This window comes from Nocardia sp. CNY236 (assembly GCF_000482385.1).
Lineage (GTDB): Bacteria > Actinomycetota > Actinomycetes > Mycobacteriales > Mycobacteriaceae > Nocardia.
Window position 1 is genome coordinate 96,775 of the sequence record NZ_AXVD01000017.1, and the last position, 22,042, is coordinate 118,816.

The following is a 22,042-nucleotide window of genomic DNA, read 5'->3' on the forward strand; positions in this document are numbered from 1 at the left end:
CCCGGAAACAGCCGCCGTCCAGGTGGCGGCCGGTCCGCGGTTTCGGCTGCTGCGCGATAGCGCGATCGTCGCGCACCGCAACCTGCTGACCATCCTGCGCGTGCCGACGCTGTTGCTGACCGCCACCCTTCAGCCGCTGATGTTCGTGTTCCTGTTCGCCTACATCTTCGGCGCATCACTGGGCGGCGGCCAGTATCGCGAATTCCTGCTCGCGGGCATCTTCACCCAGACGGTCGCATTCAACGCGGCCTTCACCACCGTCGGGCTGGCCGGCGATCTGCAGAAGGGCATCATCGACCGGATGCGTGCGCTGCCCATGTCGCGGCTGGCGGTGTTGATGGGTCGTACCTTGTCGGACCTGGTGGTCAACATTCTCAGCGTTGCCGTCATGGTGGGGTGCGGCTATATCGTCGGTTGGCGAATCCACGGCAGCGCCGCAGACGCTGCGTTGGCATTCGCGGTGATTCTGCTGTTCGCGTTCGCGATGTCGTGGGTGGGCGCGCTGACCGGCTTGTTGTCACCGACCGTCGAGGTCGCCCAGAGCGCTGGGCTGATCTGGCTGTTTCCGCTGACGTTCATCTCCTCGGCGTTCATCTCCGCCGAGACACTGCCCGGTCCGTTGCAGACGATCGCGGAATGGAATCCGATCACCGCAGTAGCGGCGTCCGGACGCAAGTTGTTCGACAACGGCGCGCCGCCGACCTTCGTCGCCCCCACCGGTTGGCCGGCCGAGCACTGTATCGAATATGCGGTGATCTGCTCGGTGGCGATCCTGGCTGTCGCAATGCCTCTGGCGCTACTGCGCTACCGCAAGGTAGCCAGCCACTGACCACAATGCCGCCGGAAATCCGGCACCGTGTGCCAGGAGCGCCGACCGAGTTGTCACCGCCGGGCCACGTCACCGCCGGGCCGTATCGAGTGACGTGGCGTTCGTTGAATCAGGCGCGCCGGCGGGTCTTGAGCAGATCGAGCCGCTCTTTGAGCAACTCGTCGAGTTCCTCCTTGCTGCGGCGCTCCAGCAGCATGTCCCAGTGCGTGCGCGGCGGCTTGGCCTTCTTGGTCTCCTGGGCGGTGCCCTCGATCAGCACCCCTTCCTGACCATTGCGGCACAGCCAGGTCGGTGGAATATCGGCATCGTCGGCGAACGGCACGTCGAATTCCTCGCCGTTGTCGGTCCGATACCGGGCAATCCGACGCGGTGCCAGGTCGTGGTCGCGGTCGGTCTCGTAGCTCACCGCTCCGAGCCGGCTGCCTCGGAGTACGCGATCTGCCATGGTGTGCCTCTCCCTGTGTGCTCGAATCTCGTGCGCTGCGTCTTGCTGCGTCTCGTGCGCTGCGGCCGCGTCCGTGCGGCCGAACCACGTCCGCGCGAGCGGCGCAGCGCCCGCCGGACCTGGAGTACAACGATCGAGCTTGCGTCGTGGTTCCCGTCGTGGCCGCGATGAACCGCTCTATTCTAGTGCCATCCGTGCGTCCAGTCCGCCAGGCCCGCGCACGTGGGTGATCGGTCGCGTCGGCGGTTGGTCGAGTCGGCGCTCGGCGATTAGTGTTCTGCGTCATGTCGCGCCGCTTGCTGTCCTGCCTGTGGTGTGGGCGGGAGATCATCGAGTCGGACGCCGGCCGCCGTCGCCGGTATTGCCGTCAGTCCTGTCGACAACGCGCCTACGAACACCGCAACAGTCTGAAAGGGACCGGAATTCCCGACGATTCCGTCGTGCTCAGCGCCCACGAGGCGGCCAACCTGGCCGACCGTTGGTTCGCTGCTCGCTGTGCTGCCGAAGACGTTGCCACCGCAATCGACGAAGGTGCGACGCTCGAGGAGTTGCGGGCGTTGGGCAAGGCCCTGGTCGAACTCGCCCGCGATGCCGAACGTCTCCGCTGATCAGTACTCCGGTCCGACCCCAAGTGGCGCTCCGCGCCGAGTCGAGGGTAGAACAGATGAGCTGTCACCCAAGATGTGGGGAGTTACAACGTGAACGTGTCGGAGTTCGTCTACAACGTCGTAGTCGTCACGCACCTGCTCGGAATGGCTGCTGTGGTCGGTGGCTACGTCGCTGCACAGCCGGTGGTTTCCGAACTGATGGTCTGGGGTGCGCGGCTGCAGATCGTCACTGGTCTGATCCTGGTCGGAATGGCCGAGTCGATCGATTCGATCGGCAAAGATCCGAACATGGTGAAAATCGGCCTCAAACTGGGGCTGGCCATCGCGATCGCCGCCTTCGCCGAGATCGGACACGCGGATGCCAAGCGGGGCAAGTCCGTGGCCTGGATGACCCACGCAGCCGGCGGGTTGGCGATTGCCACTGTGCTGATCGCGGTGTTGTGGACTGCGACCCTGTTCGGGGGGGCTATGCCCGGCATCTACAACGGTCATTCGCTGCTGGAGGCGTGAACTGGTCGTTCCGGCGAACCATCCGCCGGAATCCGTGCCATCAAGCAGGGGCGAACTCCACCGATCATCTGTCGGCGATCGGCAAGAAGTTCTCTTGGGCGATCTCGGAGCCGTCGATGAGCGCGCCGTCGAGTCGTGGCCGCAGAGCGCGAGCGCGCACGTCGCCGCTGGCGCACGCAGATCGCCGAAGTGCACTCGGCGAGAATCTCAATGTGCTTCGAACAGCGACTGCCCGAGATAGCCGCCGGGTGCGGTCACGCCGGGCGGGATTGCGAACACTGCGGACCCGATGGGTGTGGTCCAGGTGTTGAGCGCGTCGAATTCCGCGAGACGGCCTTGGACTGGGAGGAACTGGGCGTTCACGTCGCGTTGATAGGAAACGAACACCAGACCCGAGTTCGAGATCTGGCCTGGTCCGGGGGCATCGTCGTAGTTGTAGCCACGGCGGAGGAACCGTTCCGTGTCGTGCGTGTGGTGGGCGCGTGCGATATGCGACGACGGTGGAATCACCGGCAGGCCGTGTGCATCCACCGCTGTGAAGTCCGGCTCGTCGAACTCGTCGGTCCCGGTCAGCGGTGCTCCGTTGCTTATGGTGCGGCCGACGGTCAGCTCTCGTCCCGCCTGGTCGATTTCATCCCAGGTGTCCAGTTCCATGGCGATTCGTCGCACCACGCACGAGGTACCGCCGGCCAACCATGGCTGGGTCGCGCCATCGTCCCAGACCAGGCGGGTGAAATCGGCCGTGTCGGGAACGAGGTTCACCGTGCCGTCGACCTGCCCCATCAGATTGCGTGGGGTGGCGCCCGGCGCGGCGTCGCGGAAACCGCGCTGCACCCACCGCACGGTCACCAACGAAGCCACACTCCGGCTGAGGGTCCGCACGGCATGTGACACCGTGGTCACCTCGTCGGCACAGACCTGCAGCAGTAGATCGCCTCCGGTCCAGGCCGGTTGGAGCCGGTCTATGGTGAACTCCGGCAACGGCTGCAGCCACTCCGGTCGGCGATCATCGAGGTCGGCAACGGAGAACACCGCCGGCCCGAAGCCCACTGTGATGGTCAGCCGTGCCGGTCGCAGCGCCAGTTCGGGCTCGCTATCGGCCAGTGCAGGGTCACCGTGGGTGAGCCGGGCGGCGTCGCCCGTCCAGATCTTCAGCAGGCCGATGAGATCGTCGCGTGTCGTGCCAGGTTTCAGATCGAAGGTGACGAACGCTGCCGACGACGGCGGGGTGGTCGCGACGCCCGCCTGGTGCGTTCCGTAGAACGCGACCGTGGCATCGGGATCGGAGTCGGTTTCGCCGCGCCCTGTCAGTGCGACGACGCCGAGGCCGAGTCCGGCGGCGCCCGCCACGGCGCCGCCGCTCAGAAGTCGGCGCCGGTTGATCTGCCCTGTCCGCGTGCGCCTCGGCTCAGCCACTGTGTGCGGGGGTCTGCGCGCCGGATTGCGACTCGCCGTGCCCGTGGTCGGGGACGTAGTTCTCCTGATTGCCCGAGTAGTCGCGCGCCTGGGCAGTGAATGTCGTGGTGGAGCCGTCATCGAAGGTCAGGGTGACCGAGGTCTCCGCACCGGTGCGCAGCGGTGCGCGCAGGTCCATGAACATGATGTGATCCCCGCCCGGCTGGAGGTGCTTCTCGCCGTGGGCCGGAATCGAGAAACCGTCGCGTTTGGGCCGCATGATCTGCGTTCCGTTCTCCATGACACTCTCGTGCAACTCCACTCGATCGGCCGCCGGGCTACTCGCCGACACCACAGTGCGCGCCGTATCGCTGTCGTTGTGCAGATTGGCGAACGCGGCCGACATCCCGGTCTCGGCCGCCTTGGCCCATTCATCGGAAATGGTCACCACATCGGCCGACGACCGTGCCTCCGACTCGGAATCCGACGAGCAGGCAACCATGAGGAAAGACGCCACAGCAGCGGCTACCACACCCAGCAGCACGCGTGCGGGGCGAAATGGCGTGCGAGGTGAGACGCCGGTGTCGATATTCATGGAACTCCAAAGGTGTAAGACGACCGATACGCATCGGGCCGGCAACCGACTCGACAGGGCGTCGAACCCAGTCCGAGCCGGGACACCACGGCCGACCGCTGCATACTACCGTTCGTCGTAGAGATCTCTGCGTGGATGGGGCACACGAGCCATCATGACCCGTCCGCCGGTGGCCGCTTCGCCTGGTCCCGGTGAGCGTGGCCAGGGATCACGGCCGCGTGAACCAGGTTGTGATCGGAGACCCCGCCCACATCGTCGACCGATGCGGTGGCGACGGTCGCTCCGTGTGTGACGATGTGATCGATATACCGTGCCCGCGCGGTCGATGTGGGCGGCCGAGTGGGCAACGCGCCCGCTGCGTACCCCGCCGCCTCGAAGTCGTTGCCCAAGCCGGTGAGGATCGAGGCGTGTTCGGTATTGAAATCGCCCAGCATTACCACGGCGCGATCCGACACATCGGTGACGAGCTCGGCCAGCCGCGACAGTTGCTCTACGCGCCGACGGTTGCCCGTGACATGAGTGGCGATCACCACCACCTCGCCCGCATCGACCACGAGGGCGCCCTTGCCGCTGTCGTTGGCGAACGATTCGGCGACGAGCTGCTTGCTCGGCCCCGTAGTCAGCACCACGAGATACTCGCTACCGTCGAGCAGCGAACTGGGTACCCGACGTGGCGTCGGTACCCGCGGGTAGCGCATCGCGTGCAATGTACGGTCGGGCAAGGCAACCCGCAGATCCGCCAACTGGTCTCCGCTGACTTCCTGCAACGCCACGATCCGTTCGGTGCGCTCGGCCACCCGAGCGGTGATCGCAGCGATTCGGGCGCGCTCGTCCGGCCAACGCGTCACGACATCCTCATACCAGTTCTCGGCATGGACGCGATGCAGAACGTTCCACGTAGCCACCGTGATCATCCCAGTGATGGTAGGTGACATGGCGAAACCGATTGCGACGCGACGTGTACCGAACCGGCTGGCGCTGCAACCGAGCGTGTGGTCAGATCATGGCGAACGAGGCAGCGAACCATGCCAGCAACACCAGCACGGCGCCGACCGCCGCGCCAGGGTACAGCGCTCGACCTTGCCTGGCCGCCGTGCCCGACAACACCGCACCGATGACCAATCCGGCAACCCCGCCGCCGACCATGATCACCACCCCCGCGCTCGTGTCGGCGCGACACTCCGGTGTCGACTCGCAGATTCCCTCGGCCATCAGAAACCATGGGGCCAAGACCATCGACATCGCGGCCAATGCCGCGGGGAGAAACCACAGCACCGCGCTGGCGACCAGATCGATGGAGCGCGGCGGGGCGACTGTGCGGATTTCGGGTTCACGCGTCGGATAGCCGGAGCGGGTCGCGCCGTGGGACACCTGGTTCAGGTAGCCGTGCATCGTGTCTCGCTATCGGGTTGGGTGAGTCGACCGGGCCGAGGGAAGTTATACACCAGCAGCGACCGTGCCGACATGATCATGATCTCACGCCCAGCAATCCTGTCTCCGTACGGCTTCCGCCGCAGAACAGACATCGACGCCAGCACCGCACCCCCGCCGTCGATACACTGGCCCGGTGAGCGCACCCCTACCCGGACCGGTGCCGATCGTCGATGACGTGGATACCGTGACCTCACGCGGCCACGAGGACGATCCGACGACAACCGGCCTCGGTCACGCCACCGTCGCGTCGCTGTGGGAATCGGTGCAATCGTGGTATCGCATGGGCACGACCCCGGCGATCCAGGTATGTGTGCGACGCAACGGCGCGATCGTGTTGAACCGCGCCATCGGCCACGCCTGGGGCAACGCACCCGGTGATCGGGCGGACACGGCCGGAGTGCTGGTAACCCCGGACCTGCCGTTCTGTGGCTTCTCGACCGCGAAAGGCGTTGCCGGTGCCATGATGTTCCTGCTCATCGAACAGGGAGCATTCGCTCTGGACGATCGGGTGTGCGACTACATTCCAGAGTTCGCGACACATGGCAAGGCGGCCATCACGATCGGTGACGTGCTCTCGCACTCTGCCGGCATTCCTTTCCTACCGCCCGCCTATCGGGGCATCGACGTGATCGCCGACGAAGAGTTGGCCGTGCGCGCACTGGTCGATCTCGTTCCGAGCTGGAAACCCGGTCGCTTCCGCGTGTACCACGCGCTGACCGGTGGTTTGATCCTGCGCCTGCTGGTGCAGCGAGCAACCGGAAAACGCCTGCGTGAGCACCTCGCCGAAGAGGTACTCGAGCCCTTCGGCTTTCGGTGGACCAACTTCGGGGTCGCTGCCGAAGACATCGACGGTGTCGTGCCGAGCGTTCGGATAGGTCCCGCGCCCTCGCGGCTGACCCGCCATCTGGCCCACAAGGCGATCGGCGGAGAAATGGACCGAACCCCCGGCCTCGCCGAGCGATTCCTGACCGCCGAGCTTCCGTCCGGAAACCTGGTCACCACCGCAACGGAATTGGCCAGGTTCTACGAGATCCTCACCCACGGCACACCCGACGGCCGCCGCATCATCCGACCGCAGACCTTGGCGCGAGCGGTGCAACCCGCCCGCTGGATTCCCGGCGTCGCGGGACGAGTCAGTCGAGCAGGCTTCGAACTCGGCGCACGCAGATCGAAGTTCGGACGCAACACCACAGCCCATTTCGGGCGCAGCGGACTGACCACCCAGTACGGCTGGGCCGACGCCGCACGCGGACTGTCCGGCGCAATCCTCACCAGTGGCAAAGCCGTCGCCGACGCCGATCGCCCATGGCGGTTGGTCGCACAGATCTCCGCGGCCGTGCCTCCCGACCGCCAGGACCCATGATCATCGCGGCATCGGTACCCGGCGTCGGCCGGGTGACAGTGTCATAGCAACCCACCGCGACGCGCGCGGTCCAGGACATCCACCCGAGAATTAGACCCCAACTTGGCGTAGATGCCCCGCAGATGAGTCTTCACCGTATTCACCGACACCCCGAGATCGGCTGCGATCTGCTGAGCTGTGCGCCCCGACGGCAACTGCTTGAGCACCGTCATTTCGGTACGCGTCAGCGTGGGATAGGTCGCAGGACGCTCGATCGCAGGATGCCGGCGCACCAACTCGGCGAAACCCTCCGCCCGGCCGAAACGACCGGAATAGCAGTCCAACAAGCCCACAGCTGCAGGCACGTCCAGAAACGGGCGGACCAGCCGGTGAGGCGCCGCTGCGCCGAGCGCACGCTCGAGCGCAGCAAGAGCCTTGGTCGGCACACCGCTGTCGTGCTGGAACCACGCATACAGCAGCCACCCGGTGATCGCGCAGCTCGGACGCATGCCGCTCAGGTCGTCGAGTATGGGCTCCAGGATGACACCCAGCGCCCTGGGACGATCGGAAGCCGCCGCCACGGCCGCACCGACCAGACGAACCTCGGGCGAGTCGCCGACCACGTCACGGGACCGATCGACGATCAGCTGCGCCATCGCGGCATCGTGCACCCGCGCCAGCGCCCAGACCGCCGACAGGATCAGCCCACTGGTTGCCACCGACAACGCTCGGTGTTCGACCAGCGCCAGCAGGCTCCGGCGCAATGCGTCGGCGGCTGGGGACTGCTGCTCGGCGCACTCGAGGTCCAACAGCCGCCCGACCGCATACCCATGCCACCCCGCGGCAGGATCCCAGGACCCGTCGTGGTCGACGCGCTCGGACAGTGCCGTGTGCACCGGACCCGGATCCAGTGGCTCGCCGTGCAGGTACGCGCCATAGGCAGCGATCGCGGTCGCCTGAACCGCATCGGTCGAATCCACGAGTCCATGGCCGTCGGCGAACGCCACCGCGTGAGCCGCTCGCGCACGCATCGCCGATGCAGCATCGACGACCTCCGCTGCGAACGCCAAGCGGGTGAGCGCACGCAACACGAGTCGCGGGCGGCAAGCATGCTCGGCCAGCGCCAGACTCGCCCGCAGCAATTGTTCGCCCTGCGCGACCGCGCCCGCAGCAACCTGCGCAGTCGCGACTTGAATCGCGACATACGCGTCGATGTCGGGATTGCCGATCGGCGCGAACTCCTGCGGCGACTCACCCACCATGTCCCCGCAGTTCGCTCCGAGGTCGATCATCGCTGCCCAGGCCAGCGCCTCCACCACCTCGGCCGAAACGACCGATGTCTTGCTCGCGCGGCGTACGGTCGCGGTGTCCAGGCACGCGCGGGCGGCCCGAACGCTGCCGTGCCCGAGCGCATCGACCACCCGAACCAACCACAGAAACGGATCGTCCAGCAGCGTCGGCGCCGAACGCGCGAGCTCCCCGAACAACACCTCGCCATCGCCGTCCAAGACCATACGCAGCGCGAACTCGGACAGGAACGCATACAACTGCTCCCGATCGGGCACAGCAAGCAGATGCGGCAGCGCTGTCGCCGGCAGACCCACCGAACACAACCACCGGGCCGACTGCGCGTGCAACTCGACACACAGCTGCGGCCCGAGCCGACGCGCCTCGGCGACGAAGTAGGCACGCACCATCGGATGACAGGTGAACCACACCTGCTCGTCACGCACAGTGGAATTGATCGGGAAATTGATTCGGTCGAGTTCCCGAAGACAATGTCCGGCGCCACCGCCCACGAGCTCGTCGGCGAGCTGTTCGGTGAACGAGACGGCAACACTGGTGTAGGTGAGGAATTGCCGCAATGCGGGCTGCAGCACCTCGATGAGTTCACTGACCAAGAACTCCGCCACCGCTGGCACAGGCCGCGCAAGACCGGACAGTGCCGCAGTCCGATCGTCGGGCGCGCCGGCGATATGTGCCGCGCCGATTCGGACCAGCGCGGCCCAACCATCGGTCAGGGAATTGATCGTCTCGAGCTCCGAATCGGTGAGCTCACACCCGTGAGCGCGACACAACATGTCGATCTGCTCGGGTGCCAAAGTGAGTTCCTGCGTCCCCCAGCGAGTCAGTCGCGCCTGCAGCTCCAAGACATGCCAGCGAATCGGCGGCGCGACACGCGCACACACCACCGTCGTGACGCTCCGGGGTGCATGCTGCAGAAAATACTCGACGCCCGCGAGCGCGAACGGGTCGGTGATCAAGTGAGCATCATCGATCACCAGTACCGTCGGCGTTGTCTGGGCGGCCAACGTTTCGGCCAAAACCGCCGCTTCGGCAAGCGGCGAGCCAGGACGCCCGGCGCTCACCACCCCGAAGCGAGCATGCAGCGTGGCCCACAGCATCGCCGCGTCATCGAGCTCCTCGGTAACGGTGAGCCAGGCTATGTCGTGTTCGCCCACGGCCCGACGCGCCCAGTCCGCCAACAGCACCGTTTTTCCCGTTCCCGCCGGTGCACACAACAACAGCACATGTCCGTTTCCACTGCTCGATACGGCGTCCAGGCCAGCGTGCAGATCCGCCCGTGCGATCGGGGCGAACGGCAGCAGCGGCACCGCGTCGCCCCTCTCCGCCGCGGCTGCCCCGCGTCCTAGAACAGCAATGTGCGATGTGGTCACCGTGCCTCCCGGACCCTGTGCAGACCGATACCCGACTGCGCCTGGTGTCGGGAACGTACCCGGCCCAGGTCCGCTCGACCCCATTGCCAGCGCTCGTTATCGAAATTTCATCCCGCGGGCAGGCGCCGATGCCCGACCTCACCCGAACTGGGGGAGGCGCCCGACCGATGGGTGATGAAGATTCGAAAGGCGTCCAACAATTCCCGAGAAAGGAGGCGACGATGACCCACACGACCGAAACCGAACCGCACCCGGTGCGTCAGGGCGTCGCGGCGGGAACATCCATCGCCGCCGCGATTCTGATGTCGACCGTCGGAGTGCTGTCGATTTTCGAGGGCATCTCCGCTGTCGCCGAGGACGATCTGTACATCGTCGGGGCCGAATACGTCTTCGAATTCGACACCACCGCATGGGGTTGGATCCACATAGTGCTCGGCATCTTCCTGGTTGTGGCCGCACTGGCCTTGATGACCGGCGCCACGTGGGCCAGGATCACCGCGATATGCGTGGCCGCCGTGTCGATCCTGGGAAACTTCATGTGGTTGCCGTACTACCCGGCATGGTCGATCCTCGTGATCGCACTCGATGTCGTCGTGATCTGGGCGATCGCAACATGGAAGCCGGAGGCGATCTGACCACGAGAACCGGCACGGCCGGCTCGGCATCCACACCGTCAGCCGGTGCGCGATGCCGAGCCGACCCGTCACCGCACAGCCTCGAACCCACCCCCGCCGTTCCCGGGGTGGAACCGATCTGTTATCTACTGGCTACGATTGTTTTCGATTGCACACGTTCGGTAACCGCGAAGGGACTATCTCTATGGCACGCAAAGTCGTCGTGACACTGATCGATGACTACGACGGTGAATCTCAGGCCGAGGAAACAGTGTCTTTCGCCTTGGACGGCGTGGCCTACGAGATGGACTTGTCCACAGACAATGCCGGTCAGCTCCGTGGATTCTTCGAGCAGTGGGTTCCGCACGCCCGCAAGGTCCGCCGTGCCCGGAGGACCCGCACAGTGCAACGATCCGCGAACGATCGGGAACAAGCCACGGTCATCCGGGAATGGGCGCGCCAGAACGGCATCGACGTGTCCGCACGGGGGCGCATCGCAGTCGAAGTGGTCGAGGCGTACAAAAAGGCCAACGGCTGACCCGAACCGCCGTCGGTGACCCGCGGCGAGCGGCGTTTGCCAGCTACGACTGTGGGTAGCTGCCGGATATGACAGTTTCACTGCGCGGAGTCGTTTCGTCGTGGTGGTTCGAAGCGCCGTCCGCCGTAGCGGCGGAGGCGGTGCTGGCCGGCGTCGAACTGGCCGTCGATCTGGGAGCCATCGCGGCGCAGGCGCCGACGCACGCCAAGACGGCGGGCGCGTCGTTGCTGAGTCGGGCACGCGAAGCGGAACTGCACACCGAGCCCATGGCATCGGTCGATCCCCACCGGATCCCGACGTCGGACCGCCACCCCGCGGACCGGGTCCGCCCGAGCCGCCCCGACACCCTCACGCGGGGCCAGACCCCGCAACGCCGTTCACGATTCCACGCATCGACCGACCGCATCGGCGCCGCGCTCACCAACGGCCTGGGCGAACTGCGTGAGCTGCTGGCAGCGATCGGGTCGCTCGACACCGACACCGTGACCGACGCTCTCGACGGCAGTCGCGTCCGCGACCGTACCGCCGATCCAGAGCCGGTGTCGACTGCCGGAATCCAGCTCACCAGCGACATATGCGCGATCGGGGTATCGACCGTATCGGCCGCGCTCCCGGTGTACGGACCCGCTCGCGTACTCCGTGCACTCGCAGCATTCGCCGATACCCAACCCCGCATCCGTGGCCTGCTGGAGCAGCAACTCGGCCGACAACGGACAGACCTGGGACTCAGTACAGCCAACGCCATCGGCCACGCCGTGGGCAATCGCGCCGCTGCCGGCACAGCCAATCTATTCGTCGATATCGTGTACCGAAGTCTCACCCTGACCGAGGCATTGGCCTCGAACGCGCAACGACGCCGGTGGACCACCGAACAACACAACCGAGCCCTCGACACCCCACCGTCGGCGCCACCCACCCGAGTGGTCGAGATGCCGCGGGGACCGATCGAGCGGGTTGCCGACGAAACGGCCGCAGGCGCCCTCATCGGTGCAACCACCGCCGTTCTCGGCGGTCGCGGGCTGCTCAGCGCGGCCGACGCCGTCGAACTCGGCGCGCCCAAAGCAGCGGTCGCCAGCCGCGAAGCCTACAGCGCCGTAGTCTCGACGCTGCTGTCCCGAGCGGGGGTGCTCACCTTGCGCCCACGAGTCTGGCGACGACTGGACCGGCTGTCTGCGCTCGTGGTCGACGGCGAGGCATTGCTCACCGCCCGCAGAATGGTGCTCGCAGCCGAAACCACCGACGAGAGGTGGTCGCCCGCCGAAGTCTGGAGCGCCGGTCAACGCCTGCTATGGACCCAGGACACCGAGGACCCCCTGGGAAACCTCGCCCGCACGACCGACCGGCACGCTCCACGCGAGCGCCGCCACGTGTTGGTCCACCCCAAGACCGGCACACCCGACCGCGGCGCAACACGTCGCCCGGTCTGGCGAGAACTCCGCGACGACGGCACCCGTGTCGGTCGAGTGCTCGTCGGACACGAACTCGACCGACACGCGCACGCAATACTCGAGCGAGCCCGATCGGCGGGACTGCGCGTCATCCTCGTCGCCGGCGCCGACGCCGCAGAGCTACGATCGCTGTCCCACGACGTCATCGACCCCAGCCGGTCACTGCGCAAAGTCGTGCACGACCTCCAACGCGACGGACACCTGGTCGCGGTCCTGAGTCGGTGTACCCAGCCTTCACTGGTCTACGCCGACGTCGCGATCGGATTGGCCGGCCAGGACGATGCAACCACACTGCCACCAACCGTGGACCTGTTGTGTCCGAATCTGGCACACGTCCACCGAATTCTGGGCGCGGTCGGCCCCGCCCGACAAGTCAGTGAACGCGGTCGCTCACTGGCATTGTCCGCAGCCGCCGTCGGTGGTCTCCTGCTCGCCGTCGCCCCGGACCGAAGCGGCCGCGCAGCACCCGGCACAGCCGCCCATCTCACGGGCCTGCTCACCGGCGCCTACTGCGGCTGGCGTGCCGCCTGGACCCAGCCTCGAACCCCCCTCACCTCACCGGTGTCCTGGCACGCACTCGAACCCGACGACGTCATGAGGCGGCTTCCCTCGACCCTTCCACCTGCGGACCGGATCGAGCCCCCAGGACCGATTGCCATCCCAGGACTGGCTGTTGTGGCATCTGCGGTGTCCTTCGCCCGCCAGTTGCGCCGCGAACTCGGCGATCCCCTCACACCGATCCTTGGAGTCGGGGCGTTCGCCACCGCCATACTCGGAGCACCATCGGACGCCGTGCTGCTGTCGGCGGTGCTCATGGTCAACGCGGTCGTTTCCGCATGGCAACGGCAGCGGGCAGAGGGTGCGCTACACCAACTGTTCGAGGGCGAACAGCTCACCGGCCGCGTGGTCGACCGCAACGAACTCGACGCCGACCGCTGCGGCGAGCACCTTCTGCCCGCGAACCTGCTCGCCATCGGCGACGTCATCGTGCTGCGGCCAGGCGACGTCGTCCCTGCCGACGCGCGACTGCTGCGCGCAGACAATCTCGAACTGGACGAATCAAGCCTCACCGGTGAATCCGTGACCGTCGCGAAACAGGTCGCCGCGACCCCCGGCGCGGTCCTGAACGACCGAGCGTGCATGGTCTTCGAAGGCAGCACCGTGGTCAGCGGAACCGCCTCCGTGATCGTTGTCGCAATCGGACCCGACACCCAGGCCAGCCGTGCCGCAGCAGGAGCCATCCCACCCGAAAAGGGCGGTGTCCAAGCGCAGCTGCGCCGGTTGACCGAACGCACACTGCCGTTGACCCTATCGGGTGGCGGCGTCGTGACCGGACTGGGACTGCTACGCAACAGGCCACTGCGATCGGCGATCGGCGACGGTGTGGCGGTTGCGGTCGCAGCGGTACCCGAGGGACTTCCTCTGGTGGCCACGGTCGCCCAGCTCGCCGCCGCACGCAGGCTCTCCCGACACGACGTACTGGTGCGAGCCAGTCGGACCGTCGAAGCATTGGGCCGTGTGGACACCCTCTGCTTCGACAAGACCGGTACGCTCACCCACGGTCGGCTTCGTTTGACCGTGCTCGCCGGCCTCGAGCAGCAATGGCCGCTGCATACCGAGTCCACGGCTGCACGAAGACTATTGTGTGCTGCGGCGCGTGCCTGTCCAGACGCAGGCGTGGAACCGATCGTGCACGCTACCGACCGCGCCGTGGTGGACGCAGCCCGCGACGCACTCGGCCACGATGCCTTCCGCTGGAACCAGAGCCAGGCGATCCCGTTCGAATCCAACCGCGGCTACGCCGCCACCGTCGGGCACACCGCCCACCAACTGCACCTGATCGTGAAGGGAGCGCCCGAAGTCGTCCTGGCCCGCTGCAACACGGTGCGGGTGGGGGACACCGGCAGCCTGCCGCTCATCGACGCGACACGCCAGCGCGCAGAAGCCGCCATTCGTGACCTCGCGGAGCAGGGTCTGCGGGTGTTGGTGGTGGCCCACCGCGATCTACTCACCGAGCCCGACGATGTCGAAGCGATGGTCGACGACCTCACTCTCGTGGGCTTCCTGGGACTGGCCGACACACCACGCCAGCAGAGTCGTCCACTCGTCGACGCCTTGCGCCGCAACGACATCAGCGTCCGCATGATCACCGGCGACCATCCGGTGACCGCGGCGGCCATGGCCCGGCAATTGGGCATCGACGCCAGCGAGGTGGTCACGGGCGCCGACCTCGACGGTCTGGACGACACCGCACAGGCCGAATTGATCGAACGGAGCACCGTCTTCGCCCGGGTCGACCCCGAACAGAAGGTGCGCATCGTTGCTGCGCTCCGCCGCGCGGGCCACGTCGTCGGAATGACCGGCGACGGCACCAACGACGCTGCAGCGATCCGCACCGCCGACATCGGAATCGGACTGGCGACACACGGTTCTGCGGCGGCCCGCAACGCCGCCGACTTGGTGCTGACCACGCCCGACCCGCTCGCTTTGCTGCATGCTCTGGTCGAAGGGCGTGGGATGTGGCGCCGGGTCACCGACGCTGTCGGCGTTCTGGTCGGCGGTAACGCCGGCGAAGTGGCGTTCACGCTCTACGGCACGGCGCTCAGCGGTCGAGCCCCCCTGGGCACTCGACAATTTCTCTTGGTGAACATGTTGACCGATATGTTTCCCGCCATGGCGCTGGCTTTGTCCCGAGACCGCGACCAGGCCGATCCCGCCGTATCGGACAATCCGTCCGCAAAGGCACAGAGCCTCGCGCAGAGCCTCGCTCGTCGCCCGCCCCCACGTCTGAGCACCGATCTACTGCACGCACTCGCCGTGCGTGGTATCGCCACGGCCACCAGCGCATCGACCGCATGGACTCTCGGACGAGTGACCGGCACCCGCCGTCGTGCCGCCACCATCGGTTTGGTCGCACTCATCGGCACCCAGCTCGGACAGACCCTGGTTTCGGGCCACCGCAGTCCCTTGGTGTGGCTCACGACAGCCGCGAGCGCAGCGATGCTGGGCGCCATCGTGATGACTCCCGGATTGTGCACCTACTTCGGTTGCCTACCGCTGGATCCGGTTGGCTGGACGATCGCAGCCACCTGTGCGGCGAGCGCCACCGCCGCCGCGGTGTTCGTTCCTCGGCTATTGCCCGAACCACTGCTCCAGATCCCGGATTCCCGTCCCTGACTCCCGTCTTCGACTTCGTCCCCAGGGCTGCCGCAACCCAGGGCTGGTGCATCGGCCCAGGGCCATTGCGTCTACGTATGCGGTGGAGGAAGGTGAGTATGTCCGGTGGCGCCACCGGGGTGCCACCCCGACCGGGGCAGGAGGTGGCCCGTGTACGCACGTTCCAGCACGATTTCGGCCCAGCCGTCGTCTATCGACGACGGGATCGCTCACCTGCGCGACGAGGTGATGCCGCGTCTGCCGGAGATCGAAGGGTGGGTCGGGTTGTCCCTGATGGTCGACCGGTCGACCGGGCGATGCATTGCAACCACTGCATGGGACTCCGAGGCCGCAGTGAATGCCAGCGGCGCTCGAGTGCAACCCCTGCGCGACGGTCTGGCCCGGATGCTCCATGGGCGGGTCGATCGGGTCGAGCAGTGGGAGATCGCGGTGATGCACCGAGACCAGCCGGCCGGTCACAACTCCCGTACCCGGTGCACGTGGGGGCAGGTCGATCCGCACCGGATCAGCGGGTTGGTCGACACATTCAAGACGGAGGTGTTGCCGCAGACCGAGATGATCGACGGGTTCCGTAGCGCGAGTCTGCTCATCGATCGACAAACCGGGCGGGCCGTGGCCGCTACCGTGTGGGCAAGCACGGTTGCCATGGAGGCCAGCCGTGAACAGGCGAATCGGATCAGGGTTTCCTCCAACCAGCGACTCGGCGCCAATGTGCTCGAAGTAGCCGAGTTCGACTTGGCATTCGCCCATCTGCGGGTGCCAGAGATGGCGTGACCGCATCCGGATATCGGGCCGAGGCATGGTCGGCGTCGGCCCGATCGGCTTCGAGGTCGTGTTACCTCGAAGGTTATGGCCGAGACCAGAGGACGTTCATAAGATCGGGGGAGTGGACACCTCGACGGTCGGCGATCTGCTGCGGCACTGGCGTTTGGAACGTCGCCTGAGTCAACTGGAACTGGCCGGCCGGGCCGACACTTCCGCACGCCATCTCAGCTTCATCGAAACCGGACGCGCGAAGCCCAGCCGCACCATGATCGCCCATCTGGCCGAACACCTGGAAATTCCTTTACGCGAGCGCAATCGGGTACTGCTGGCCGCAGGCTACGCGCCCGCATACACCCAACCTGCCTGGGACACACCCGCCATGGACGCGATTCGCAGCGCAATGCGGCGGATTCTCGCTGGTCACGAACCGTACCCCGCGCTCGCGATCGACCAGAACTGGACGATGGTCGACGCCAACAGCGGAGTGACCACGCTCCTCGAGGGTGTGGACCCCGCGTTGATCGCTGCGCCGATGAACGCCCTGCGGGTGAGTTTGCACCCGGATGGCATGGCGGGCCGCATCCGTAACCTCGCCGAATGGCGCGGCCACGTCTTCGCCCGGCTGACACGACAGGCCGAGGTCACCAGGTCCCAGCAATTGGTCGACCTGCTCGAGGAATTGCGTTCCTACCCTGGCGGTGAGGTGCAGCTCACGCTGCCCGAACCCGACCAAGCCGTGGTGCCCTTGGTGATCGAGCACGCAGGCGCCCCCCTTTCGCTGCTCAGCGTCACCACAGTGTTCGGTTCGCCGATGAACGTGACCGTCGCCGAGTTGGCCATCGAATCCTTCCTCCCCGCCGACGAGGATACGATGCGGCGCTTGACCGCGGATTCGCGATGATCAGTGGCGCGCGGTTGTCCACCCTGCTCGGTACGCGGGTCCGGGTCGTCTTCGATTTCGGCGCAAGCCATGCCTGGACACTGCACCGTGCGGAGCTCGCGGATGGCAGGGTGGTCTTCGTCAAAGCTGCGCCGGAGCCGACGCGCGTTTTCACGGCCGAATCGACCGGTTTGTCCTGGCTGCGCCACGGGGATGCCGATCATGCCGAGGTGCCAGGGTCCATCGATGCACCGGTGGTGCGGGTACTCGCCGCCGACGATCGAACGCTGATCGTGCCCTGGCTCGAAGACAGCGGGCCGACACCGGTCGTTGCAGACCGATTCGGTCGTGAACTGGCCGCAATCCATGCGCGCCGCCCAGAGCTGTTCGGCGCTCCGTGGGCAGGCTGGATCGCGAACCTACCGCTGTCCAATGCTCAGACATCGGGTCCGTGGGCCGGGTGGTACGCCGAGCACCGCCTCGCACCGTATCTGCCACGCGCGGCCCCGTATCTCGGCACGGAAGGAATCCGCCTGGTGGAAAAGGTGATCGACCATATCGACGCCCTCGCCGGACCTGTCGAACCTCCGGCCCGCATCCACGGTGACCTCTGGGCGGGCAATATCGTGTGGACCTCCGAGCGAGCGATGCTCATCGATCCGGCCGCACACGGTGGCCACCGCGAGACGGATCTGGCGATGCTCGCCCTCTTCGGTGCGCCCTACCTGGACCGCGTGTGTGCTGCCTACCACGAGACCTTTCCACTCGCTGACGGATGGCGTGCCCGTACGCCGCTACACCAGTTGCACCCTCTGCTGGTGCACATGGTGTTGTTCGGTGCGAGCTATCGTGCACAGACGCTCGCCGCGGCCAGCGCGGCGCTCGCGGGGTGACGAATCGAATCTGTTCTCAACATGCCCAGCAGGAGTTCAGCGCGATTATATATGTAAATACGTAGATATTAGCATTGACTAATGTGTTGATTATCGAGCAACCAGCACCAAACCTGCCAAGAACAGGAAGTTCGTTCAGAACACCTGATTCGTATGTGGCTCCGATGCATACGAATCAGGCCTCGGTGCGGGGGATTCCTCACCGAGCAGGGGTAGTGGACTGTGCGATCGGCTGTGATAGTCGTGAAGCGAAGTCACGACTGAGTGATGGTGTACCAGAGGAAGGCGAGTGCGCCGAGTGTGAACATCGGTGACATGATCCAGGTTTCGACTTTGTTGCCGGTCCGATCGATGATCGGAAAGCTGATTCGGATGCCGATCGGCCAGAACAGGCGGCATCCTCGATCGGTCAGGCAGTCGCCCAGTACATGGGCGAGTGCGCCGAGGCCCACTGCGAATGGCAGCCATGCCGGATTGCCGTCGATCCATTGGTCGATGGCAAATGTTCCCGCACTGGACATGACGACAATCGGGCCCCATGCCTTGAAGCTGTTGCCCGGTGGGCACAGGTGTAGCGCGCGCACGGCCAACGACAGCAGAAAGAAGACGAGGCCGAGAGTGAACCAGCGGCCGAGCCAGTGTTGTCCGGCCCAGGTGCCGTAGAACGCTGCTACGACGAATGCGAACGAATGAGTGGCACCTCGATGGCCGCCCGAAATCCGTGAGATCAGTGTGCAAGCCGAATGTGTGATCGGCCCGAGTGTGTGGGCGATTGTGCCGTTCGGATGGTCGGCGTCGGGCAACAGTGCGGCGCCGGCGGTGAGGAACACTCCCAACAGCAGATCGGCCACGCCGAGTTGCCCGACTGCGTCCTGAGCCACGGGGTAGGACAGAACAGTGGCCGGTAGCATTGTCGCAGCCGCGGACCATGCCAGTGCGCCGCTGGTTGCGTGTGAGTGTCCAAGCACCAGTTGGACAGTAGTTCAGCTGGCCCTCTATTCGCGAACACAGCGTCGTCACCTTCGACGACAGCAGTCGGTCGAAAGCGTTCGTGCTGTGCGTAATTCCTGGTGAGTTGCCGATCCAGTGGTTGCACGGTAGTTCTCGAAGTCACAGTAGCTCACGAAGCGCAGGGGCGTACGGGATCGTGCCGAGTGTGTCCGAGTCAGGGGAGAGAGCTGCCGGTTCGGGATCCTCGATGCCGCGCCGAGTGTCGAACGTCAGTCAGCCGTATGACTTTCTGCCCTATAGACCTGTCCGAGCAAAATGATGGCATGTCATCTTGCGGGTAGTGGGGGAGCGAAAGGAAGGGTCGGATCACGTGAGTTCGTCCGAATCGCGGTCGACCGAGGTAGCCGCGGAGGTATCGCTGGTCGATGTGGCGCGCGAGATCATCGAGTTGGATCGGGCCCAAGCCATGCGTCTGTTGTCGAGTGCGCCGTTGGGGCGGGTGGTGTTCACCCGTGACGCGTTGCCGGCGATCCGCCCGGTCAATCATCTGGTCGACGCAGATGGGGACATCATCGTGCGTACCCGGCTCACCTCGCGGTTGACCAGTGCCGTGCGGGGCAACTCGGCAGTTGTGGTTGCCTACGAAGCCGACGACATCGACCCTGTGCGACACACCGGGTGGTCTGTCGTGGTGACCGGACTTGCCCAGCCGATTACTGATCCGGAGTCGATCGCCCGCTACGAGAAGCTGTTGCATCCGTGGGTCGACAAGGTCATGGACACCGTGATCACCATTCATCCCGAGATCGTCAGTGGCATCAGGCTTGTCGAAAAATGAAGACGGACAGCGATGTGAGCATCTATCCGGCGCGACAGGTGGCGCCGTGGCCGGCATGGTCTCTGCTCATCGGGGGAGTGATCGGGTGGGTCGCCTCGCTGGCGTTGACCATCGAAAAGTTCAATCTGCTCACCGAACCCGGCTACATACCGTCGTGCAGTCTCAACCCGATCGTGTCGTGCGGGTCGGTGATCGCCAGTAGTCAGGCAGCCGTGTTCGGATTTCCGAACCCCATCATCGGGGTCGTCGGGTTTTCCGTGGTCGTCACAGTGGGCGTGCAGGCGGTCGCGGGTGCAGTTGTTCCGCGGTGGATCTGGTCCGGTCTGTGGCTGGGTGTTGCATGCGGTGTCGGATTCGTTTGCTGGCTGATCTTTCAGGCGTTGTATCGGATCAACGCTCTGTGCCCGTACTGCATGGTGGTGTGGGCGGTGACTCCAGCGCTGCTCGCTGTGGTCACCGGTCGCTGGGAGAGTCCACGGCTTCTGGTGGCGTGGGTGACGCAGTGGCGGTGGACCATGCTAGTGGTGTTCTACGCCGTTGTGACGACATTGGTGTTCGTACGGTTTCAGGACTACTGGCTGACCCTTGTGTGAGCAACAGCGACCAGTCTCGGCATGCTGGTCATCGGTTCGTCGCTGTGTTTCGCGAGTATTGTTCTCGTCGGACGAGTGACGGCCCGCTTCTCCCGGTTGGTGATCATTGTGATCGCGGAGTTCGGCATGATTGCCGCGATTGTCGTGTTGTGGTCGCTCGTGGGGCGTTCGTGGCCGATCTGCCTGCATCGGGTGGGGAGGCCCGGAAGACCTCTAGTTGACATAATGTAGATTATCGGCGTTGTAAGCCAGTGGGGTCACGGCTTGCTCGTCATTGCGGCATGTGTGGATGTCGCAATGAATCCGGGGTGTGGCGGGTGGCGGGTATCGAGCGCCTTGTGTGCCTGCAATCGCGTGGAGTCGACGTACATGGTGGGAGGCGGATCTGTTGTTGCCGCGAATGGGAGAAAATTCGATCAAAACGTCACCGTGACATTTTGCTGGAATATTGCCCCGCATTCGTATGAATACGGTGATAATCGTCGTTGTGTGTCCGGATGATGTCCGCGCTGGTCTGCTTGGAGGGCGCATGCGTAGTGCAGTGCGTGCGTTGGCTGTCGCGAGCATGATCGGTGTCGCACTTGCTGCAACGTCGTTCTCCTCCGCGGCGCCGATGTCGGCATTCGCCGAGTATGTCGCGCTCGGTGACTCATGGGCTGCCGATGTTACGTTCAGTCAGACGACGTCCGAGTTCGTGCCGTTGGGTTGCGTGCAGAGCCGGTCCAGCTATGCGAAGCAGGTTGCGGACGCACTTGCGGTGCCGAAATTTCGGGATGCGGCATGCGACTCGGCGACAACCGTCGAAATGACCGCTCCGCAGATCACGCCCGCCGGGGTGAATGCGCCGCAGTTCGATCGCCTCTCCCCCACCACCGATCTGGTGAGTATGGAAATCGGTGGCAATGATGCGGGATTGGCTGCTGCTGTCCGACAGTGTGTGACCGCCGACCCGGCGGTGTCGCCGTGTCATGACACGTTCGTGGTCGACGGAGTGGACCGGATGTCGGCGAATGTGGCCGCATCCGAACCGAAGGTCGTTGCTGCGATCTTGGGCATCCGTGCGAGGTCGCCGCATGCTCGGATCGTGTTGCTGGACTACTTGCAGGGTGTGAGCATCGGGCCGGGGTGTTATCCGAGTATCCCGATCTCACCGATCGATGCGGAGTGGCTGGGCCGCAAACTCGTCGAGTTGAATGCCATGCTGTCGCGAGCGGCGGCTGTGGCCGGTGTGCAGTTCGTCGACACCTATACCTCCAGTGCTGGGCACGATGCTTGTCAGCCGATGGGCACTCGATGGGTGGAGGGTTTGGTTCCGTATTCCGCGCATCCGATGGGTCCGGCGGTGCCGTTTCATCCGAATCAGCTCGGCGCGGATCATCAGGCCAGAATGCTCCTGGCAGCATTGGGTCGATAATTCGATCTGTCCCTGAATATTGCGCTCGTCACACGAGTGGCTGTGGTGGAACCGGCGGCGCTGGGACGTCCGACTAGTGGACACAGGGGATGGGT

Annotated in this window: 20 protein-coding genes; 13 read left to right on the top strand and 7 right to left on the bottom strand. The window is 65.4% G+C overall.

Annotated elements, in window-relative coordinates; translation table 11 throughout:
• The first annotated feature begins 46 nt into the window (after positions 1 to 46).
• Positions 47 to 829: an ABC transporter permease gene (locus K940_RS0112315; RefSeq protein ID WP_028477807.1), complete on the top strand. Its 783-nt coding sequence runs from the start codon at positions 47 to 49 to the stop codon at positions 827 to 829.
• 109 nt (positions 830 to 938) lie between these two features.
• Here K940_RS0112315 and K940_RS0112320 read toward each other — a convergent pair whose 3' ends face one another.
• The gene (locus tag K940_RS0112320) at positions 939 to 1,274 is read right to left on the bottom strand and encodes an RNA polymerase-binding protein RbpA (protein ID WP_028477808.1); all 336 of its coding nucleotides are present in this window, start codon (positions 1,272 to 1,274) and stop codon (positions 939 to 941) included.
• A 284-nt stretch (positions 1,275 to 1,558) separates the two neighbouring features.
• On the opposite strand from K940_RS0112320, the gene K940_RS0112325 reads away from it, so the two are divergent.
• Together K940_RS0112325 and K940_RS28000 are read left to right on the top strand one after the other, a co-directional pair.
• Entirely contained in the window at positions 1,559 to 1,882 is a 324-nt protein-coding gene (locus tag K940_RS0112325; protein WP_028477809.1) for a hypothetical protein, read from the top strand.
• A gap of 144 nt (positions 1,883 to 2,026) precedes the next feature.
• Entirely contained in the window at positions 2,027 to 2,392 is a 366-nt protein-coding gene (locus K940_RS28000; protein WP_051407134.1) for a hypothetical protein, read from the top strand.
• Between the two features lie 207 nt (positions 2,393 to 2,599).
• Here K940_RS28000 and K940_RS0112340 read toward each other — a convergent pair whose 3' ends face one another.
• From K940_RS0112340 to K940_RS0112355, 4 genes are all read right to left on the bottom strand, one after another.
• Entirely contained in the window at positions 2,600 to 3,808 is a 1,209-nt protein-coding gene (locus tag K940_RS0112340) for a Dyp-type peroxidase (RefSeq protein WP_028477810.1), read from the bottom strand.
• Positions 3,801 to 4,382: a copper chaperone PCu(A)C gene (locus tag K940_RS0112345; protein WP_155980824.1), complete on the bottom strand. Its 582-nt coding sequence runs from the start codon at positions 4,380 to 4,382 to the stop codon at positions 3,801 to 3,803. The genes K940_RS0112340 and K940_RS0112345 overlap by 8 nt, the downstream gene beginning before the upstream one ends.
• Before the next feature lie 152 nt (positions 4,383 to 4,534).
• Positions 4,535 to 5,296 carry an endonuclease/exonuclease/phosphatase family protein gene (locus K940_RS28005; RefSeq protein ID WP_051407120.1) on the bottom strand — a complete coding sequence of 254 codons (762 nt, stop codon included), beginning with the start codon at positions 5,294 to 5,296 and terminating at the stop codon, positions 4,535 to 4,537.
• Between the two features lie 82 nt (positions 5,297 to 5,378).
• Positions 5,379 to 5,774 (bottom strand): hypothetical protein, encoded by a 396-nt coding sequence (locus K940_RS0112355; protein WP_028477812.1) that lies wholly within the window; start codon positions 5,772 to 5,774, stop codon positions 5,379 to 5,381.
• Positions 5,775 to 5,949: 175 nt separating this feature from the next.
• Between K940_RS0112355 and K940_RS0112360 the strand changes: the two genes are divergently transcribed.
• The gene (locus K940_RS0112360; RefSeq protein ID WP_028477813.1) at positions 5,950 to 7,179 is read left to right on the top strand and encodes a serine hydrolase; all 1,230 of its coding nucleotides are present in this window, start codon (positions 5,950 to 5,952) and stop codon (positions 7,177 to 7,179) included.
• Between the two features lie 41 nt (positions 7,180 to 7,220).
• Here the strand turns inward: K940_RS0112360 and K940_RS0112365 are convergent, their stop codons facing one another.
• Positions 7,221 to 9,836: a LuxR C-terminal-related transcriptional regulator gene (locus K940_RS0112365; protein WP_028477814.1), complete on the bottom strand. Its 2,616-nt coding sequence runs from the start codon at positions 9,834 to 9,836 to the stop codon at positions 7,221 to 7,223.
• A 221-nt stretch (positions 9,837 to 10,057) separates the two neighbouring features.
• On the opposite strand from K940_RS0112365, the gene K940_RS0112370 reads away from it, so the two are divergent.
• From K940_RS0112370 to K940_RS0112395, 6 genes are all read left to right on the top strand, one after another.
• Positions 10,058 to 10,471 (top strand): hypothetical protein, encoded by a 414-nt coding sequence (locus K940_RS0112370; RefSeq protein ID WP_028477815.1) that lies wholly within the window; start codon positions 10,058 to 10,060, stop codon positions 10,469 to 10,471.
• 184 nt (positions 10,472 to 10,655) lie between these two features.
• Complete coding sequence (locus tag K940_RS0112375) at positions 10,656 to 10,988, top strand: Lsr2 family protein (protein WP_028477816.1); 333 nt, start codon at positions 10,656 to 10,658, stop codon at positions 10,986 to 10,988.
• Positions 10,989 to 11,056: 68 nt separating this feature from the next.
• On the top strand, positions 11,057 to 15,613 hold the full coding sequence (locus tag K940_RS28010; RefSeq protein ID WP_051407121.1) for a cation-translocating P-type ATPase: 4,557 nt from the start codon (positions 11,057 to 11,059) through the stop codon (positions 15,611 to 15,613).
• 150 nt (positions 15,614 to 15,763) lie between these two features.
• Positions 15,764 to 16,387 (top strand): hypothetical protein, encoded by a 624-nt coding sequence (locus K940_RS0112385; RefSeq protein WP_028477817.1) that lies wholly within the window; start codon positions 15,764 to 15,766, stop codon positions 16,385 to 16,387.
• A 112-nt stretch (positions 16,388 to 16,499) separates the two neighbouring features.
• Entirely contained in the window at positions 16,500 to 17,279 is a 780-nt protein-coding gene (locus tag K940_RS0112390) for a helix-turn-helix domain-containing protein (protein ID WP_051407122.1), read from the top strand.
• A complete protein-coding gene (locus tag K940_RS0112395; RefSeq protein WP_028477819.1) occupies positions 17,276 to 18,151 on the top strand; it encodes a fructosamine kinase family protein in 876 nt (291 codons plus the stop codon). The genes K940_RS0112390 and K940_RS0112395 overlap by 4 nt, the downstream gene beginning before the upstream one ends.
• Positions 18,152 to 18,405: 254 nt before the next feature.
• Here K940_RS0112395 and K940_RS0112400 read toward each other — a convergent pair whose 3' ends face one another.
• Positions 18,406 to 19,119, bottom strand: a complete 714-nt coding sequence (locus tag K940_RS0112400; protein ID WP_028477820.1) for a metal-dependent hydrolase — start codon at positions 19,117 to 19,119, stop codon at positions 18,406 to 18,408.
• Between the two features lie 449 nt (positions 19,120 to 19,568).
• On the opposite strand from K940_RS0112400, the gene K940_RS0112405 reads away from it, so the two are divergent.
• From K940_RS0112405 to K940_RS0112420, 3 genes are all read left to right on the top strand, one after another.
• Positions 19,569 to 19,940 carry a pyridoxamine 5'-phosphate oxidase family protein gene (locus tag K940_RS0112405; protein WP_081706327.1) on the top strand — a complete coding sequence of 124 codons (372 nt, stop codon included), beginning with the start codon at positions 19,569 to 19,571 and terminating at the stop codon, positions 19,938 to 19,940.
• On the top strand, positions 19,937 to 20,533 hold the full coding sequence (locus K940_RS0112410; protein WP_036528385.1) for a vitamin K epoxide reductase family protein: 597 nt from the start codon (positions 19,937 to 19,939) through the stop codon (positions 20,531 to 20,533). Before K940_RS0112405 ends, K940_RS0112410 begins: the two co-directional genes overlap by 4 nt.
• A 529-nt stretch (positions 20,534 to 21,062) precedes the next feature.
• Positions 21,063 to 21,947: an SGNH/GDSL hydrolase family protein gene (locus K940_RS0112420; protein WP_036528387.1), complete on the top strand. Its 885-nt coding sequence runs from the start codon at positions 21,063 to 21,065 to the stop codon at positions 21,945 to 21,947.
• The last annotated feature ends 95 nt before the right edge of the window (positions 21,948 to 22,042 follow it).